A 16,349-nucleotide genomic window follows, 5' to 3' on the forward strand; every position below is an offset into this window, starting at 1 on the left:
CCTCCCCATGGGTGCCTATATTCTCAGACGGCTTTTGCTGGTGATCCCGACATTGTTCGGCATCATGTTGGTCAACTTCGCGCTGGTGCAATTCGTGCCCGGCGGCCCGGTGGAACAGGCCATCGCCCGCATTCAGGGCGGCGGTGACGTCTTCGGCGGTTTTGCCGGGGGCAACAACGATGCCGGGGTCGATACCATGGCACGTGGGTCGGACAGCACCTATGTCGGCGCGCGTGGGTTACCGCCCGAGTTGATTGAGGAGTTGGAGAAGGAATTCGGCTTCGACAAGCCGCCCGTGGAGCGGTTCTTTCACATGCTGTGGAATTACATGAGGTTGGATTTCGGCGAGAGCTACTTCCGCGCCATCAGCGTGATCGACTTAATCAAGGAAAAGCTGCCCGTATCCATTACGCTTGGGCTCTGGTCGACGTTGATCGCGCATCTGGTGTCGATCCCGCTGGGCATCCGCAAAGCGGTGCGCGATGGCAGCCGCTTCGACACGTGGACTTCGGGCGCGATTATCGCCGCCTATGCGATCCCCGGGTTCCTCTTCGCGATCCTTCTGCTGGTGCTCTTTGCAGGCGGCTCCTATTGGCAAATCTTCCCGCTGCGCGGTCTGACCTCGGACAATTTCGACAGCCTCAGTCCCTTGGGTAAGGTCGCCGACTACTTCTGGCACATCACCCTGCCGGTGCTGGCCTCGACCATCTCGGCCTTCGCCACGCTGACGCTGCTGACGAAGAACAGCTTTTTGGATGAGATCAAGAAGCAATATGTCATTACCGCCCGTGCCAAGGGGCTGTCCGAGCGCAAGGTGCTCTATGGCCATGTCTTCCGCAATGCGATGCTGATTGTGATCGCGAGTTTCCCGGCGGTCTTCATTTCGGTCTTTTTCGGCGGGTCGATCATCATCGAAACGATCTTTAGCCTCGACGGCCTTGGGCGCTTGGGGTTCGAGGCGGCGGTGGCGCGAGACTATCCGATCGTCTTCGGCACGCTCTTCATCTTTGGCCTCATTGGCCTTGTCGTCGGCATCCTGTCGGACCTGATGTATGTGCTCGTCGACCCGCGCATCGACTTCGAGAAGAGGGAAGGCTGATGGCGCTCTCTCCGCTGAACCAGCGCCGCTGGCGCAATTTCACCGCGAACCGCCGCGCCTATTGGTCGCTGTGGATCTTCGCGATCCTCTTTGGCATCTCGCTGTTTGCCGAGTTCGTCGCAAACGACAAGCCGATCTTGGTGAACTACCGCGGCGAGTATTACACGCCCATCTTCAACTTCTACCCCGAGACCGCCTTTGGCGGGGATTTCCAGACCGAAGCCGCCTACCGCGACCCGGAGGTGCAATGCCTCATCGCCACCGGCGGGCTGGAGGCCTGTTTCGACGATCCCGAGGGCTATATTCTCGACGCCGAGGATGGTGAGGTCGACGGCGAAGCAATCGAGAAGGGTTGGGCGCTCTGGCCCGTCATTCCCTATTCCTACAACACGGCCGTCGACCGCCCCGGGGCCGCACCCCTGCCGCCCAACGGGCAGAACTGGCTCGGGACCGACGGCACCAAACGCGACGTCATGGCCCGCGTGATCCATGGTTTCCGCCTGTCGGTGGTCTTCACCCTGATCGTGACCGGGGCGGCCTCGCTCATCGGTATCCTCGCAGGCGCGGTGCAGGGCTTCTTTGGCGGCTGGCTCGACCTCATTTTCCAGCGCATTATCGAGATCTGGTCTTCGACCCCGTCGCTCTACGTCATCATCATCATGTTCGCCATTCTGGGCCGAAGTTTCTGGCTTCTGGTCGTGCTGCTGGTGCTGTTCTCATGGACCGCATTGGTGGGCGTGGTGCGGGCCGAGTTCCTGCGTGCGCGCAACCTCGAATACGTCCGCGCGGCCCGGGCGCTTGGCGTCGGCAACGGCACGATCATGCTGCGCCACATGCTGCCCAATGCCATGGTGGCGACGCTGACCATGCTGCCCTTCATTATCACCGGCACGATCTCCACGCTGGCGACGCTCGACTTCCTCGGCTTCGGCCTGCCGTCTTCGGCGCCCTCGCTGGGTGAGTTGACGCTGCAGGCCAAGCAAAACCTGCAGGCGCCCTGGCTCGCCTTCTCGGCCTTCTTCACCTTTGCCATCATGCTGTCGCTTCTGGTCTTCATCTTCGAGGGCATCCGCGACGCATTCGACCCCAGAAAGACCTTCTCGTGACTGCATTGTTGGACGTCAAAGACCTGCAAGTCTCCTTCCGGCAGGACGGGCAGCTGATCCCGGCGGTGCGCGGGGTGAGCTTTGCCGTGAACCGGGGCGAGACGGTGGCGCTGGTGGGCGAAAGCGGCTCGGGCAAGTCGGTCTCGGCACTGTCGACCGTGTCGCTTCTGGGCGAAAGCGCTGAGGTGAGCGGGTCGGTGACTTACAACGGCCAGCAAATGATCGGTGCCGACGACAAGCTGCTGCGCGGCGTGCGCGGCAACGACATCTCCTTCATCTTTCAGGAGCCGATGACCTCGCTCAACCCGCTGCACACGATCGAGAAGCAGTTGGCGGAATCGCTGGCGTTGCACCAGGGGCTGCAAGGGGCCGAGGCGCGGGCGCGGGTGCTGGAACTGCTCCAGCAGGTCGGCATCAACGACGCGGAAAGCCGCATGGGCGCCTATCCGCACCAGTTGTCAGGCGGGCAGCGGCAGCGCGTGATGATCGCCATGGCACTGGCCAACAAGCCCGACATCCTGATCGCGGACGAGCCGACGACGGCGCTCGACGTGACCATTCAGGCGCAGATCCTCGACCTGTTGAAGGATCTGAAAGACGAGATGGGCATGGGGCTTTTGTTTATCACCCATGACCTTGGCATCGTGCGGCGCATCGCTGACCGGGTTTTCGTCATGCAAAAGGGGCTGGTGGTCGAGGAAGGCCCGACGGCGGAGATTTTCGACAACCCGCAGCACCCCTACACCCGCAAACTGCTCGGCGCCGAGCCCACCGGTGCGCCCGCCCCCGTGGCCGAAGATGCGCCCGAAGTGCTGCGCACCGACAACCTCAAGGTCTGGTTCCCGATCCAGAAGGGCCTGCTGCGCCGCACCGTGGGCCATGTGAAAGCCGTCAACGACACCAGCCTGTCGATCCGCGCCGGCGAGACCCTGGGCATCGTCGGCGAAAGCGGCTCGGGCAAGACCACGGCGGCGCTGGCGATCATGCGGCTCATCGGCTCGGAAGGGGAGGTGACTTTCCGCGGCGAGGACCTGCACAAATGGTCGACCAAGAAGCTGCGCCGGCTGCGCGCCGACATGCAGATCGTCTTTCAGGACCCCTTCGGCTCGCTCAGCCCGCGGATGACCTGTTTCCAGATCATCAGTGAGGGGCTGGCGATCCACAAGATCGACAAGGGGCGCGATAAGCGCGGACTGGTGGCCGAGGTGATGACCGAGGTCGGGCTCGACCCCGCGACGATGGACCGCTACCCGCATGAGTTCTCCGGCGGACAACGCCAGCGCATCGCCATCGCCCGCGCCATGGTGCTGCGCCCGAAACTGCTGGTTCTGGACGAGCCGACCTCGGCCCTAGACATGACCGTGCAGGTGCAGATTGTTAATCTTTTGCGGGATTTGCAGGCGAAATATGGGCTGGCCTATCTCTTCATCAGCCACGACCTGAAGGTGGTGCGGGCGATGTCGCACAAGGTGATGGTGATGAAACGTGGTGACGTGGTGGAATATGGGGACGTCGACGCGCTTTATGACAATCCGCAGACGGAATACACACGGAACCTGTTGCAGGCGGCAGGGTAAGCGGGCGTCGCATTTGCGGAGAGGGTAGGGGGGGCGCTGCCCCCATCGCGCCGGGGGCGCGATTCCCCCGCGGTATTTTTTAAAGGATGAAGTTGGTTTGGGCGGGGCTTTGGCCGCCCGATGGTGGTTTAGCTTTCGCTGGGGCCGATCATGAAGCAGCTGACGTTGCGCGCGGCCAGACGGCGGCAGGCGAGGTCGGCGCTTTCGCGGGACATGCCGAGGAAGTTCGCGTCAAAGCCTTGTGGGCGGCGCACCACTTTGCGCAGCGTGCCATCGAGGGTCGACATTTCGGCCAGTGCGGTTTTCAGCAGGACCTTCTCGGCGGCGTAGCGGCTGGGGAAACGGCCCACGTTCACGCCCCAGTGGCGCCCGCCGGAGGTGGAGACGCGGGTCACGATCTCTTGCTCTACCGCCTGTTGTACCGCCAGCGTCACGTCCTTGGGGCGCGGTTCGGGGCGGGGGGAGGCTTTGGCGGCGGCGATGACGACCTCGGCCTCATTGGCCTCTGGCGTGGGCGCGGCGGCGGGCGGGGTTGGTGCCGTTTCAACCGCTTCGCGCAGGGCTGCTGTGATATCGCTGTTGGAGACCACGCTGGTTGCCTCGGGCGCGGCGGCGGTGGCCACGACCACGACGTCGCTGCGGGGGCGCAGTTGCGGGCGTTTGGAGGTGGTGACGGCGCCGACGAGGCGGATCGTTTTGCCTGCGGCGCCGGGGGCGGTTTCCACATCGGCATAGACGGGCGGGACCGGTTTGCGCAGCGGCGCGGAGGAGGGCGCGCGGCGGAAGCCGAGGTCCATAAGCTCGGCCACTTTGGCGTTGCGCGAGGCGGTGGATTTGCCGCCGAAGACGGTCACGATGATGCGCTCATTGCCCCGTTCGGCCGAGGCGGTGAGGTTGAAGCCAGCGGCGCGGGTGTAGCCGGTCTTGATGCCGTCAGCCCCTTTGTAAGACCCTAGAAACCGGCGATTCGTATGGGAGACCTTGCGCACGCCTGCATCGGCGGTGATGCGTGAGAAGAGGTTGTAGTATTGCGGGTAATCATAGAGCAGGTGGCGGCCCATCCGGGTCATGTCGCGGGCGGTGGAGAGGTGGCCGCTCTCGGTCAGCCCGTGCATGTTTTTGAACGTGGTGCGCGTCATGCCAAGCTGTTTGGCAGTGCGGTTCATCCGGCGGGCAAAGGCGGCCTCGGAGCCGCCGATGGCCTCGCCGATCGCGGTGGCGGCATCATTGGCGGATTTCACGGCGGCGGCGCGGATGAGATAGCGTAGGGCGATCTTTTGGCCCGGGCGCATGCCCAATTTGCTGGGCGGCTCGGAGGCTGCATTTTTCGAGATCGTCACTTGGGTGTCGAGAGAGATTTCCCCCCGTTCGACCGCTTGGAAGGCGATATAGAGGGTCATCATCTTGGTCAGGGAAGCCGGGTGCAGGCGGGTATCGGCATTCTCGGCGTGGATTTCTTTGCCGGTGCGGGCGTCGATGACATAGGCGGCGTAGGGGGCAGCGATCGCGCTGAGCGGCAGGAGAACCAGAACCCAGAGTGCTGCGAATAGAAATAGCCCGTAACGGGCCGGCTGAATGCGCCGAGCCTTCATATTTGCCTGCCTTTTACTGCCTCAGGCCGCCGATTTCTGGCTGACCATTTATTAATTGGTTCAAGGCTAGCATAGGACGCCGCATCGCGGAAGCCGTCGAATCCAGTGAACAGGGGAAAAAGGGGCGGATCTCTCCTCCAATATGTAGAGGCTTGCACACATCAACCCACTATAAGCGCGAATAAGGCGAGAATTGGGCGTAAATTGGCCCGCAGTGCGGCATTTTCGGCGATGTGTCAGAACGACTCAGGCGCGGGGGCGAGTCACCCCGACACGATCTTTTCGATCGTTTCTGGGAGGCCTGAGAGGTCGCTGATCTCGGCGAAACGGGGGGAATTGGTTGGCGCTTCGGCATGTTCCATTGCCCATGTGAGGTCGTGAGGCACATAGACGCCCCAGCCGCCTGCCGCGATCATCGGGCGCACGTCGGAGGCCATCGAGTTGCCAACCATCAGCCCCCGTTCGGCACCTTGGCCGTGCTGCTCAAAAATGTGGCGATAGGCGGCTTCGGTCTTGTGAGAGACGATTTCGACCGCGTCGAACCTGTCGCGCAGGCCCGATTGGGCCAGTTTGCGTTCTTGGTCCAACAGGTCGCCTTTGGTCACCACGATGAGCCGGTAGTCGCCGCGCAGGGTTTCCAGCACGTCTTCGACATGGGGCAGCAGTTCGATGGGATGGTCCAGCATTTCACGCCCGGCGGCGAGCAGATCGTTGATCACCTCGGCGGGGACTTTGCCCTCGGTCACCTCGATTGCGGTCTCGATCATCGACAGGGTGAAGCCTTTGATCCCATAGCCGTAATGCGGCAGATTGCGCCGTTCGGCCTCCAGCAGCCGGGCCATCAGGTGGTCGCGTTCACTATGTTCGGCCAGAAGGGCTGCAAAACAGTCGTGAGAGAGTGCAAAGTAGCGTTCATTATGCCACAATGTGTCATCCGCATCGAAACCGATGGTGGTGAGTGCCCCGCCCATATGTGCTGCCTCTTTCCTAAATTGGTTCAGGGGTTATATAGACGGCTGCACGACGAACAAGCTCTACCCCCAGCCGCAGGAGCAGCAATGCACCGTGACGACGTGAAAGCAGATTGGACGATCCAGCCCGCAGGCCGGTCCGCGCCGAGCGCGTGGATGATGGCCGACGGCCCCAAGGATGACGACGACAGCGAGTTGCTGACCAAGACCCGCCCCAAGACCAAACGCCCGCCGCTCTACAAGGTGATGTTGCTGAACGACGATTTCACCCCGATGGAATTCGTGGTGCATGTCTTGGAACGTTTCTTTGGCCTGAACCACGCGCAGGCGTTTGAGATCATGTTGACGGTTCACAAGAAGGGGCTGGCCGTGGTTGGCGTCTTTAGCCACGAGATCGCGGAGACGAAAGTCGCGCAGGTGATGGATTTCGCCCGGCGTCACCAGCATCCGCTGCAATGCACCATGGAAAAAGAAGAATAACACGTGATTGATCCGCGACTGGAACTGGCCCTGAACGGCGGTGGGCTAGACCTGCCTGAAACTGGCGTGATCGCTGTCTTTCAGCCCCCCGTGGATGCGGATCTGGCCGGTCTTCCGCCCGAGCGTTGCAAGATCATTCACGATTTCAAACCTGCCTATGACGCATGGACGGCGCGGGGCTATGAGGCGGCGCATTCGATCGAGGGGCGCTATGCTGCGGCCATCGTCTGCCTGCCGCGTGCCAAACATGAGGCCCGCGCCTTGGTCGCCCAAGCTTGTGCTGTGAGCGATGGGCCGGTGGTGGTTGACGGGCAAAAGACCGATGGCGCGGATTCCATCCTGCGCGAGATGCGGGCGCGGGTGACGGTGCAGGGGCCGATCTCCAAGGCGCATGGTAAGCTTTACTGGATCGACGCGGGCGCGAGCGATTTTTTCACCGATTGGGAGGCTGGCCCAGCCCAGACCGAAGGCGGTTTTTGGACCGCGCCGGGGGTGTTCTCTGCCGATGGGGTCGATCTGGCCTCGGCGCTTTTGGTGGACGTGCTGCCCGATAACCTCGGGGCTGAAGTGGCCGATCTGGGGGCGGGCTGGGGCTTCCTCTCGGCGCATATTCTGACGCGGCCCAAGGTGAAGACGGTGCATTTGGTCGAGGCCGGGCATATGGCGCTGGAATGCGCGCGCCATAACGTGACCGATGACCGCGCCGTGTTCCATTGGGAGGATGCCACCGAATGGCAGCCGCCGCACCGGATGGATACCGTGGTGATGAACCCGCCTTTCCACACAGGCCGCGCCGCTGAGCCGCAGATCGGTCAGGCCTTTGTCGCCGCTGCCGCGCGGATCCTCTCGGGGCAGGGCGATCTGTGGATGGTGGCCAACCGGCATCTGCCCTATGAGGCGGAACTGAAGAAACGCTTTGCTCAGGTGGCCGAGCTTGGAGGCGACGCGCGGTTCAAACTGTTCCACGCTACACGCCCGCTGACCCGGCGCCGCTGAGCCTTAAGGGGGTATCCCGATGTCATTCTCGATCTCTGGTAAAACAGCCATCATCACCGGCGCGGCGGACGGGATCGGCCTTGCCATCGCGCGGCATCTGGCCGACCGGGGCGCCAATGTCATGTGCGCCGATTCCAACGAGAAAAAGCTGATGGAAGAGCTGGGCGACACGCCGGACGACGGGAATATCCGCGTCTTTGCCGGTGATCTGCGCCAGCGGCTGACCATCGCCAACCTCGTCTCGGCCACGATCGACGCCTATGATCAGGTCGATATCCTTGTGAATGCCTCGCGGCAGGTGATGCCGACCGATCCGCTGGATGTGGAGGATGGCTCGGTCGAGACGCTGTTGCAGCAAAACCTGATGACGGCGCTGCAACTGTCGCAGCAGGTGGCGCGGCGGATGATCAAACAAGCCGAGGGCCAGACCGAGGGGCAGGTGGGGTCGATCATCAATCTTAGCTCCATCTCGGCACAGCGCCACCAGCCGGATATGATGGGCTATGCCATCGCCTCGGCGGCGGTGCAGCAGATGACCCGCTCTCTGGCGCTGGTGCTGGCGCCGCATCGGATACGCGTGAATGCGATCTCTTTCGGTTCGGTGATGAGCGCGTCCCTCCGCGCTGCCGTGGCCGAAAACCGCGACTGGCGCGATGACATCCGCGCGCATACGCCGCTTGGCCGGATCGCCGGGCCGAACGAGCTTTGCGAGGCGGTGCAATTCCTCGCCGCTGAAAGTTCGGGCTTCATGACGGGCGAGATCATGACCATCGACGGCGGGCGCACGCTGCTCGATGTGGTCTCGGCCCCCGCGCATTGAGGGCGGGCAGCAGTTTTCTGCGGCAAAAGTGAAATCATCCGGTTTTCGCCCTTGACCCCAAAGCCAAGCTGCCTTATCCGACGCGCCACGGCGTTATAGCTCAGTTGGTTAGAGCGAACGACTCATAATCGTTAGGTCCCTGGTTCAAATCCAGGTAACGCCACCATCCCCCCCCTTTGTTTCAGATGAACATCCGGCGTCAGCGCTGCTGCGTGCGCGCCGCGCTTGGGTTGCGCATGGGGCTGGAAGGGATAGAAGATAGCCCATGCCCCGCGCGGGTTTGAGCAGATGAAAGCAGCCTTATGACCACGGAAAACTTCGTTCACGAGATCAATGTCACTTGGGGCGATTGTGACCCGGCGCAGATCGCCTATACCGCGCGGCTGCCCTATTTCGCATTGGATGCGATCAACGCGTGGTGGGAGGCGCATTTTGACGGTGACGGCTGGTTTCAGCTTCAGATCGACCGCAATATCGGCACGCCTTTCGTCAACCTGTCGATGGATTTTCGCAGCCCGGTCACCCCGCGGCACAAGCTGATGTGCGAAACCTATCCGACGCGGCTTGGTAATAAGTCCATCACCTTCGGCATGAAGGCGCGGCAGAATGGGGTGCTGTGTTTCGAAGGGTCTTTCACCTGCGTCTTTACCATCGCGGATGTGTTCAAAAGCCAATCCGCGCCCGAAGAATTGGCTCGTGTGATCAAACCTTTGGTCCGCGCCGACCTCGCCTGAGGCAATTGCGCCGCGAGCAGTTGAAGTTCCCCCGATTGCAGCGTCTTATCGCGCTGCAAATTGAGGGAGACGAAGATGACGATCAGGACTGCGGTAATCGGATTGGGGATCATGGGGCGGCGCATGGCCGAGAACATGGTGCTGCACCCTGACTTCACGGTCACCACCATGTGGGATCCCGACCCCGCGGCCTGTGCCGCCGCGCAAGAGGTCGCGCCGGAGGCGGTTGTCTCCGCCACGGCGTCCGAGGCGATGGCCGATGTCGATCTCGTTTACCTTGCCTGCCCTCCGGTGCCGCGCAAAGCCTATGCGCTTGAGGTCGCGGCGGCGGGCAAGGCGATTTTCCTCGAAAAACCCCTTGGTGTGGACATTGCAGAGAGCCGCGCCTTGGTGGCCGAGTTGCAGGCCGCGGGCGTTCCGGCGGCGGTCAACTTTACCCAAGCGGCGGGGGCGGCGCTGACCGATCTGACGCGGTCGATCCAAGAGGGCGCGCTCGGCGATCTTTGCGGCATCGACATTATCGTGACCTACCCGGCATGGCCCCGCGCGTGGCAGGTGGATGCCGATTGGCTGCGCTTTGCCGCTGAGGGGGGCATGACGCGCGAGGTGATCTCGCATTTCCTGTTCCTGAGCGAGCGGGTGTTGGGGCCCCTGACCCTGCAATGGGCCCATGCGGAATACCCCGACGCAAAGCTATGCGAGACCCATGTGGCGGCGCGATTGGTAAATGCCGATGGCCTGCCGGTTTCGATCCTAGGCTCTGTCGGCGGCGCGCAGCCGGACCGGCAGGAGGTGACGGTGAAGGGCGCGAAAGCCAGCCGCCGCATCTCGGAATTCTCTATCGACACCGTCTCGACCGGAGAGGCATTCGCGCCGACCAACACCAGCCCTGCCGACACCCGGGCGACCAGCCTCAAGGCGCAACTCGATGACATGGCGCTGCTGATGGCGGGCAAGACCAGCCGTCTGGCCACACCAGAGGAGGCTCTGCGGGTGCAGGAGCTTATCGAAGGCATCTTGGCCAATGGAGGAGCGCAGTCATGACCGCCACGTTGCAGTCATCGCCCGAGACCTGCCATTGGGGCTATTTCGAGGCCAGCCGCCCGCCTGCGCTGACCATCCAAAGCGGCGAAGAGGTGATCATCAACACCGTCTCTGGCGCGCCCAATTGCCTGCCGCCCGAGGGCTTCCACGTCCCGCCCGAACTCTACGACATCCACAAGGCAGGCCCGCCGCCGATGCCGGGCCATATCCTGACCGGGCCGGTCGCCGTCGAAGGCGCGATGCCCGGCGATGTGCTGAAGGTCGAAATCCTTGATGTCGCGCTGCGGCAGGACTGGGGGTATAACTTCATCCGCCCCTTGGCGGGCACGCTGCCGCAGGATTTCCCCGAGACCTATCACAGCAACATCCCGCTGGATGCAGAGCGGGGCGTCGCTCGGCTGCCTTGGGGGCTGGAACTGCCCTTGGCCCCGTTCTTTGGCGTGATGGCCGTGGCACCGCCGCCCGAATGGGGCCGGATCGCCACCATCGAGCCGCGCAAACATGGCGGCAATCTGGACAACAAAGAGCTGGTGGCGGGCAGCACGCTCTACTTGCCGGTCTTCAACGAAGGGGCGCTGTTTTCCTGCGGGGACGGGCATGGTGCGCAGGGCGATGGTGAGGTTTGCGTCACGGCGATTGAGACGGCGCTACAGGGCCGCTTCCGTCTGACTGTGTTGAAGGACCGCGCGCTTAGCTATCCGCAGGCCGAAACGCCGAGCCATGTGATCACGATGGGCATGGCCACCGACCTCGACCGCTGCGCGGAGATGGCCCTGCGCGAGATGATCACATTGGTCTCAGCACGCGCGGGGATCAGCCGCGAGGATGCCTATGTGCTCTGTTCGCTGGCCGGTGATCTGCGGATCACCCAGACGGTGAACCGCGAGAAGGGCGTGCATATGATGATGGCGAAAGAGTTGATCGGCGGTTAACTGAGCCTCTGCGCCAAGAAAAAGGGCCGCATCGCTGCGGCCCTTTCGCGTGTCTACTTAGCGGCAGATCACTCCTCCGCCCAAGCCATCCGGGCCGGGTGATATTCGAACCCGATGTGATGCGCGGCACCCACCAGCCCCTCGCGGGTGTGGTTGTAAAGCGAACGCCAGTAGGGCTGGATCGTGACGCCATCGTCTTGCAGCATCTTCTCACCCTTCGCCATGATCTCGCGGCGCGCTTCGACATCCGCCGTTGCCAGCGCCTCTGACAGCAGGGCGTCGAACTCAGGGCTGGCATAGCCGAACTCGTTCCACGCCTCGCCCGAGCGATAGGCCAGCGCCCAGATCTGCACGCCCAGAGGCCGCGCGTTCCAGTTGGTGGAGGAGAAGGGATATTTCACCCAGTCGTTCCAGAAGGTCGAGCCGGGCAGGATGGTGCGTTTGACCTTGATGCCCGCGTCACGCAGCTGGGCTGCCACGGCATCGGTAGTGTCTTTGCGCCATGCATCGTCGATCGAGAAGAGCTCATGCTCGTAGTCCGCCATGCCCGCCTCTTCCATCAGCGCGCGGGCGGCTTCGGGGTCGGTCTTGGGCGGCTCGACTTCAGCGTATTCGGGATGCATCGGGCCGACGTGGTGGTTCTCGGCCACAATCCCGCGCCCGGCATAGCCCAGTTCCAGTAGAACCGCATTGTCGACCGCAAGTTGCAGCGCGTTGCGCACGCGCTTGTCTTCATAGGGTTTCATGCCATCGACTTCGGCCAATTGGTTGGGGCGGATCACGATGGTCGCCGCCGTGGCGATCTCATTCTCGACCCAGCCGTCAAGCGTGCTCATCACGTCGATATATTCGCCTTCCATGGAGTAGAAAGCGTCAACCTCTTCGGCCTCGGCTGCGGCGATCCATGCGGAAGGATCGGTGCCGTAGTCGATATATTCCAGTCGGTCGATGTAGGGCCCGCCGAAGACCTCACTGCCCCACCATGTGTGATCGGGGTTCTTCACCAGCACGCTTTTCACGCCCACTTCGAGCGACTCGGGCAGGTAGGGGCCGGTGCCTTTCGGGTTTTCCAGCATCGTGTCGGGGTCGAACCCTTCGGGCGTGATGGCGGCGGGGTAGTCGGCCATGCCGGGGATCAGCGTGATGTCGGATTTGGGCAGCGTGAGCTTGACGGTGTGGTCATCCACCACCTCGATTGCGCCCTCGACGGCCTTGCCGGTTTCCTCATCCACCAGTGTGGCGAAACGGCCCGCCATGGAGTTGCCTTCGAGCGACTTGTCGCACCAGCCTTCGATGTTGCGTGCCACGTCCTGCGCGGTGAAGGCGGTGCCGTCGTTCCATGTCACGCCCTTTCGGACGTTCAGCGTGTATTCGGTGGCGTCGTCGTTGATCTCCCAGCTTTCCAGCAGGCCGGGGGTGAAGGTGCCGTCATTCTCCCAGATGGCGAGGTATTCCAGCCAGCCGCGGCTGAAGTTGGCGATCTGCGACCAGTCATAGGTGCGCGGGTCTTTCAGGGCACGCACCTCCATCTGCATCCGCACGGTGCCGCCTTCCTTGAGGTTGGCATGGGCCGCCGCACGCGCAGGCGCGGCCATGCCAAGCATCCCGTACGCTGTGGCGGACGTGGCCCCGAAGGCGCTCGCAATCGCCAGAAACTCGCGTCTGCTGACGGGGTCTTTCTTGGCGTTCTCGGCTGATGTCAGCACGGATTGCGGCAGCGGTTTTCCGGTGCGTGTCAAAAATTCCATGATTTTCCTCTCTGTTGGTGCGTTGGCCGGGCCATCGCGGACCCCCACTTTTCACGGTGGGGCAGGTGATGCAGTTGACCTGCTTTTGTCGCCTCTTGAGGTGGGCGTGGGGTGTTTAGTCTGCCGATCAGGCGCGTTGCGTCAAGCCTGTCGCGGGAAGTTGAGCAGCAAGCTAGCGCAGGAAAGCGGCCCGGCAAGCGCGGGCGTGGGGGAAAAGTGCTGTGAGGCTGGCGGGTTAGGCCAGATCGCGCGCGGCTTTGAAAAGCGCCGCAAGCCGCGCCGGGTCGCCGAGTTCATTGGCCAGCATCAGAACCAATCGGGCGTTGAGGGCGTGGCTTTCATCCTCGGTCAGCCCTTCATGGGCGGCCATAAGGGCGGCATAGACGCTGTCGCCCTCGGCGCCGAGGTTGTCTTCAAGGATCATGCGGTGGCTCCTTTCGCACGGTCAAAGGCGCGGGCAATCGCGGCGCTGTCAGGCTGGTCGAAGACCGCGCAGACATGGCCATCGGGGCGCAGCAGATAGAGGAAACCGCTGCCATAGCGCCGCTGCGCCTGGCTGTCCTTGCCCTGAAAGCAGGGGTAAGCATCATGGGATTGATCGATGCCGATCCGGGCAAGGCCGGGGAGGGCGGGGGCGGTGATCTCGCCCACGGCGAGCAGGGTGAACTGGCCCTGAACCGCACCCAACAGCCAGCAATCGCCCGCAGGCCCGACCAACGGCGCGTCGATCAATGCGCTGCCGGGGCGCAGGGGGGCGTCGCCTGCGGTTTGCAGCGGGCTATGGGCCAGCGTGCAGGGCTGCGACAGCCGGCCGGAGTTGATCAGTTTGCGCGCGAAAGGGTGCTTTGCTGCGAGGGTCAGCACCTCGTTGCGAAACAGGGTCTCGATGGGGGATTTCGGCGTCATGAAATTGGTCGCGCGGGCGGAGTTGCGCATGTTTTCGTCCGCGCCATGGCCGCGTTCGATGTCATAGCTCTCGATCAGGCTTGGCGGCGCTTCGCCCTGCACCACAGCCGCCAGTTTCCAGCCAAGGTTGTCGACATCCTGCACCCCGCCATTGCCGCCCCGCGCCCCGAAGGGGCTGACCACATGGGCGCTGTCGCCGACAAAGACGACGCGGTCATGCACGAACCTCTCCAGCCGCGCGCAGCGGAACTTATAGACGCTCATCCAATCCAGCCGGAACGGCGCATCGCCCAGCATCTGTTTCAGGCGGGGGACGACCTTTCCCTCCGTCGCTTCGGCTTTTGGGTCGGTCTCTGGCCCCAGTTGCAGGTCGATGCGGTAGATGTTGTCGGGCTGTTTGTGCAGCAGCGCGGATTGGCCGTTGTGAAAGGGCGGGGCGAACCAGAACCACCGCTCGGGCGTGTCATGGTCGCCGAAGGGGGAAGTCTCCATCTCCACATCGGCGATGAGGAAATGTTCGTCAAAGGTCTGCCCCTCGAATGGCAGGTTCATCCGTTTGCGCGTGGCCGAGCCTGCGCCATCGCAGGCGATGTACCAGTCGGTCTCAAGCCGGTAGGGGCCATCCGGCGTCTCGACCGTCAGCTCAACATGGTCGGCGTGGCCCTTGTGATCGGTGACCTTGTTGAGAAAACGCAGGTCGATCAGATCGGGGAAATCCCGCGCGCGCTCAATGAGATACTCTTCGATATAATATTGCTGAAGGTTCACGAAGGCCGGATATTTATGCCCCCGCTCGGGCAGCAGGTCGAAGTTATAGACCTCCTGTTCCCCGTGAAACTGACGGCCCACTTTCCATGTCACGCCCTTTTTCAACATCCGCTCACCGATGCCGAGCCTGTCGAAAATCTCCAGCGTCCGTTTCGCCCAGCAGATCGCGCGCGAGCCGAGGGAGACGACATTGTTGTCATCCAACACGACCGATTTGACCCCGCGCAGGGCCAAGTCCACGGCCATCGACAGGCCAATAGGGCCAGCGCCTACGATCACCACCGGGTGCCGCGGCTCGGGCGCGGTCAGGCCGGGTGGGGGGCTGTAGGGGAAGGGGGTGTAGGCATAGGCCATGGCGGTATCCTCAGAGAAAGGCGCGCAGGAGCAGCAGAGCCAGCAAGGCCAGCGTCACCAGCGTCACCCGGCGGCGCGCACCGCGGTGCTCGGGCGCGCGCAGCATCTTTGACCAGACCTGCGCCGTGTCGCGCAGCCCGGCGTAGGGCTGCCCGCTTCGGCGCGCCGCATGGCGGCGGTGCTCCATCACCAGCGCGAAGACCAGATAGAACCAGAGCGCCAGCGCAAAAACAATCAGGGCAGGAAGAAGCGCGGACAGGGACATCAGTCCGACAGCGCCTCCCACATCTCTTTGTCGCGCGCCGCCGTCCAGATGCGCGGCGTGTCAATGTCCAGCGCCTCGTCATAGGCGCGGGCGACGTTGAAGGGCAGGCAATGCTCATAGATCGCATAGTCGCCGAACTTGGGGTCGCATTCGGCGCGCACGGCGTCCCATGCCTCTTTCAAGGTGCCGCCACGCAGGGCCACGCGGGCCGCCGGGCGGTAGGTGGAGCGGACGAAATCGGCGGTGCTGTCAATCGCGGCATTGACCATCTCGCGCCCCACCAGCGCGTCCCCGCGGCCCGGCGCAATGGCGTCGAGGTCAAAGGCGCGGATGCGTTCCAGCGTGGCGGGCCAGTCGTGGAAATGCCCATCGCCGCAGTAGCAGGCGGAGTGATATTCGACGATGTCACCGGTGAACATGACGTTCTGATCGGGCACATAGATCACCGCGTCGCCCGCCGTATGGGCGCGACCCAACTGCATGATGTCGACCCGGCGTTTGCCGAGATAGACGCTCATCCGCCCGTTGAAGGTGGTGGTGGGCCACGTCAGCCCGGGGATGCTCTCATGACCTTCGAAGAGACGGGGAAACCGCTCGAATTCGCTGTCCCAATCCTCTTGCCCGCGTTCGGCGACCATGGCGCGGGCCTTCTCGGACATGATGATCTGCGAGGCACCGAAGGCGGAGGCCCCGAGCACGCGCACGGCGTGGTAATGGGTCAGCACCAGATGGCTGATCGGCTTGTCGGTGACCGAGCGGACGCATTCGATGACCTTATTCGCCAGTCGCGGTGTCGCCTGTGCTTCGATGATCATCACGCTGTCGTCGCCGATGATCACGCCCGAGTTCGGGTCGCCCTCGGCGGTAAAGGCGTAGAGGCCCTCGCCCACCTCGGTAAAGGAGATTTCCTTTTCGGTCATGTCGCCTTGGGATGCGAATTGCTTGGCCATGTGTTGT

16 protein-coding genes and 1 tRNA gene are annotated in these 16,349 nt (G+C 63.1%); 10 read left to right on the forward strand and 7 right to left on the reverse strand.

Annotated features, from left to right (window positions below):
* Positions 1-7 precede the first annotated feature (7 nt).
* The 3 genes from ACGYK9_RS12840 to ACGYK9_RS12850 are packed head-to-tail and all read left to right on the forward strand — an operon-like array spanning position 8 to position 3,782.
* Entirely contained in the window at positions 8-1,099 is a 1,092-nt protein-coding gene (locus ACGYK9_RS12840) for a microcin C ABC transporter permease YejB (RefSeq protein WP_394411255.1), read from the forward strand.
* A complete protein-coding gene (locus tag ACGYK9_RS12845; protein WP_394411258.1) occupies positions 1,099-2,205 on the forward strand; it encodes an ABC transporter permease in 1,107 nt (368 codons plus the stop codon). The genes ACGYK9_RS12840 and ACGYK9_RS12845 overlap by 1 nt, the downstream gene beginning before the upstream one ends.
* On the forward strand, positions 2,202-3,782 hold the full coding sequence (locus ACGYK9_RS12850) for an ABC transporter ATP-binding protein (protein WP_394411261.1): 1,581 nt from the start codon (positions 2,202-2,204) through the stop codon (positions 3,780-3,782). Before ACGYK9_RS12845 ends, ACGYK9_RS12850 begins: the two co-directional genes overlap by 4 nt.
* 128 nt (positions 3,783-3,910) lie before the next feature.
* Here the strand turns inward: ACGYK9_RS12850 and ACGYK9_RS12855 are convergent, their stop codons facing one another.
* Both ACGYK9_RS12855 and ACGYK9_RS12860 read right to left on the reverse strand, forming a co-directional pair.
* The gene (locus tag ACGYK9_RS12855) at positions 3,911-5,374 is read right to left on the reverse strand and encodes a D-alanyl-D-alanine carboxypeptidase family protein (RefSeq protein ID WP_394411264.1); all 1,464 of its coding nucleotides are present in this window, start codon (positions 5,372-5,374) and stop codon (positions 3,911-3,913) included.
* Positions 5,375-5,637: 263 nt separating this feature from the next.
* Positions 5,638-6,345, reverse strand: coding sequence for an HAD family hydrolase (locus ACGYK9_RS12860; RefSeq protein ID WP_394411267.1), 708 nt, complete (start codon positions 6,343-6,345; stop codon positions 5,638-5,640).
* A gap of 156 nt (positions 6,346-6,501) precedes the next feature.
* Here ACGYK9_RS12860 and clpS point away from each other — a divergent pair, with 156 nt between their 5' ends.
* The 7 genes from clpS to ACGYK9_RS12895 all read left to right on the forward strand — a co-directional run bounded on the left by clpS (position 6,502) and on the right by ACGYK9_RS12895 (position 11,351).
* Positions 6,502-6,825, forward strand: a complete 324-nt coding sequence (gene clpS / locus ACGYK9_RS12865) for an ATP-dependent Clp protease adapter ClpS (RefSeq protein ID WP_067268646.1) — start codon at positions 6,502-6,504, stop codon at positions 6,823-6,825.
* Positions 6,826-6,828: 3 nt separating this feature from the next.
* Positions 6,829-7,821 (forward strand): class I SAM-dependent methyltransferase, encoded by a 993-nt coding sequence (locus ACGYK9_RS12870; RefSeq protein WP_271688356.1) that lies wholly within the window; start codon positions 6,829-6,831, stop codon positions 7,819-7,821.
* Between the two features lie 19 nt (positions 7,822-7,840).
* Positions 7,841-8,641: an SDR family NAD(P)-dependent oxidoreductase gene (locus ACGYK9_RS12875; RefSeq protein ID WP_394411270.1), complete on the forward strand. Its 801-nt coding sequence runs from the start codon at positions 7,841-7,843 to the stop codon at positions 8,639-8,641.
* Positions 8,642-8,730: 89 nt separating this feature from the next.
* Positions 8,731-8,807, forward strand: a tRNA-Met gene (locus ACGYK9_RS12880).
* A 136-nt stretch (positions 8,808-8,943) separates the two neighbouring features.
* Positions 8,944-9,375, forward strand: coding sequence for a thioesterase family protein (locus ACGYK9_RS12885; RefSeq protein WP_067268618.1), 432 nt, complete (start codon positions 8,944-8,946; stop codon positions 9,373-9,375).
* Between the two features lie 75 nt (positions 9,376-9,450).
* Positions 9,451-10,419, forward strand: a complete 969-nt coding sequence (locus ACGYK9_RS12890) for a Gfo/Idh/MocA family protein (RefSeq protein WP_394411273.1) — start codon at positions 9,451-9,453, stop codon at positions 10,417-10,419.
* Positions 10,416-11,351, forward strand: a complete 936-nt coding sequence (locus ACGYK9_RS12895; protein WP_394411276.1) for an acetamidase/formamidase family protein — start codon at positions 10,416-10,418, stop codon at positions 11,349-11,351. Before ACGYK9_RS12890 ends, ACGYK9_RS12895 begins: the two co-directional genes overlap by 4 nt.
* A 68-nt stretch (positions 11,352-11,419) precedes the next feature.
* Here the strand turns inward: ACGYK9_RS12895 and ACGYK9_RS12900 are convergent, their stop codons facing one another.
* The 5 genes from ACGYK9_RS12900 to ACGYK9_RS12920 all read right to left on the reverse strand — a co-directional run bounded on the left by ACGYK9_RS12900 (position 11,420) and on the right by ACGYK9_RS12920 (position 16,342).
* Positions 11,420-13,099: an ABC transporter substrate-binding protein gene (locus ACGYK9_RS12900; RefSeq protein WP_394411279.1), complete on the reverse strand. Its 1,680-nt coding sequence runs from the start codon at positions 13,097-13,099 to the stop codon at positions 11,420-11,422.
* Between the two features lie 235 nt (positions 13,100-13,334).
* Positions 13,335-13,523 carry a DUF2783 domain-containing protein gene (locus ACGYK9_RS12905; protein WP_394411282.1) on the reverse strand — a complete coding sequence of 63 codons (189 nt, stop codon included), beginning with the start codon at positions 13,521-13,523 and terminating at the stop codon, positions 13,335-13,337.
* Positions 13,520-15,127: an FAD-dependent oxidoreductase gene (locus ACGYK9_RS12910; RefSeq protein WP_394411285.1), complete on the reverse strand. Its 1,608-nt coding sequence runs from the start codon at positions 15,125-15,127 to the stop codon at positions 13,520-13,522. Before ACGYK9_RS12910 ends, ACGYK9_RS12905 begins: the two co-directional genes overlap by 4 nt.
* A 10-nt stretch (positions 15,128-15,137) precedes the next feature.
* Positions 15,138-15,392, reverse strand: a complete 255-nt coding sequence (locus ACGYK9_RS12915; RefSeq protein WP_394411288.1) for a hypothetical protein — start codon at positions 15,390-15,392, stop codon at positions 15,138-15,140.
* Complete coding sequence (locus ACGYK9_RS12920; protein WP_394411291.1) at positions 15,392-16,342, reverse strand: MBL fold metallo-hydrolase; 951 nt, start codon at positions 16,340-16,342, stop codon at positions 15,392-15,394. The genes ACGYK9_RS12915 and ACGYK9_RS12920 overlap by 1 nt, the downstream gene beginning before the upstream one ends.
* Positions 16,343-16,349: the final 7 nt, after the last annotated feature.

This window comes from Sulfitobacter sp. 1A15258 (genome assembly GCF_043557045.1).
Taxonomy (GTDB): domain Bacteria; phylum Pseudomonadota; class Alphaproteobacteria; order Rhodobacterales; family Rhodobacteraceae; genus Sulfitobacter; species Sulfitobacter faviae.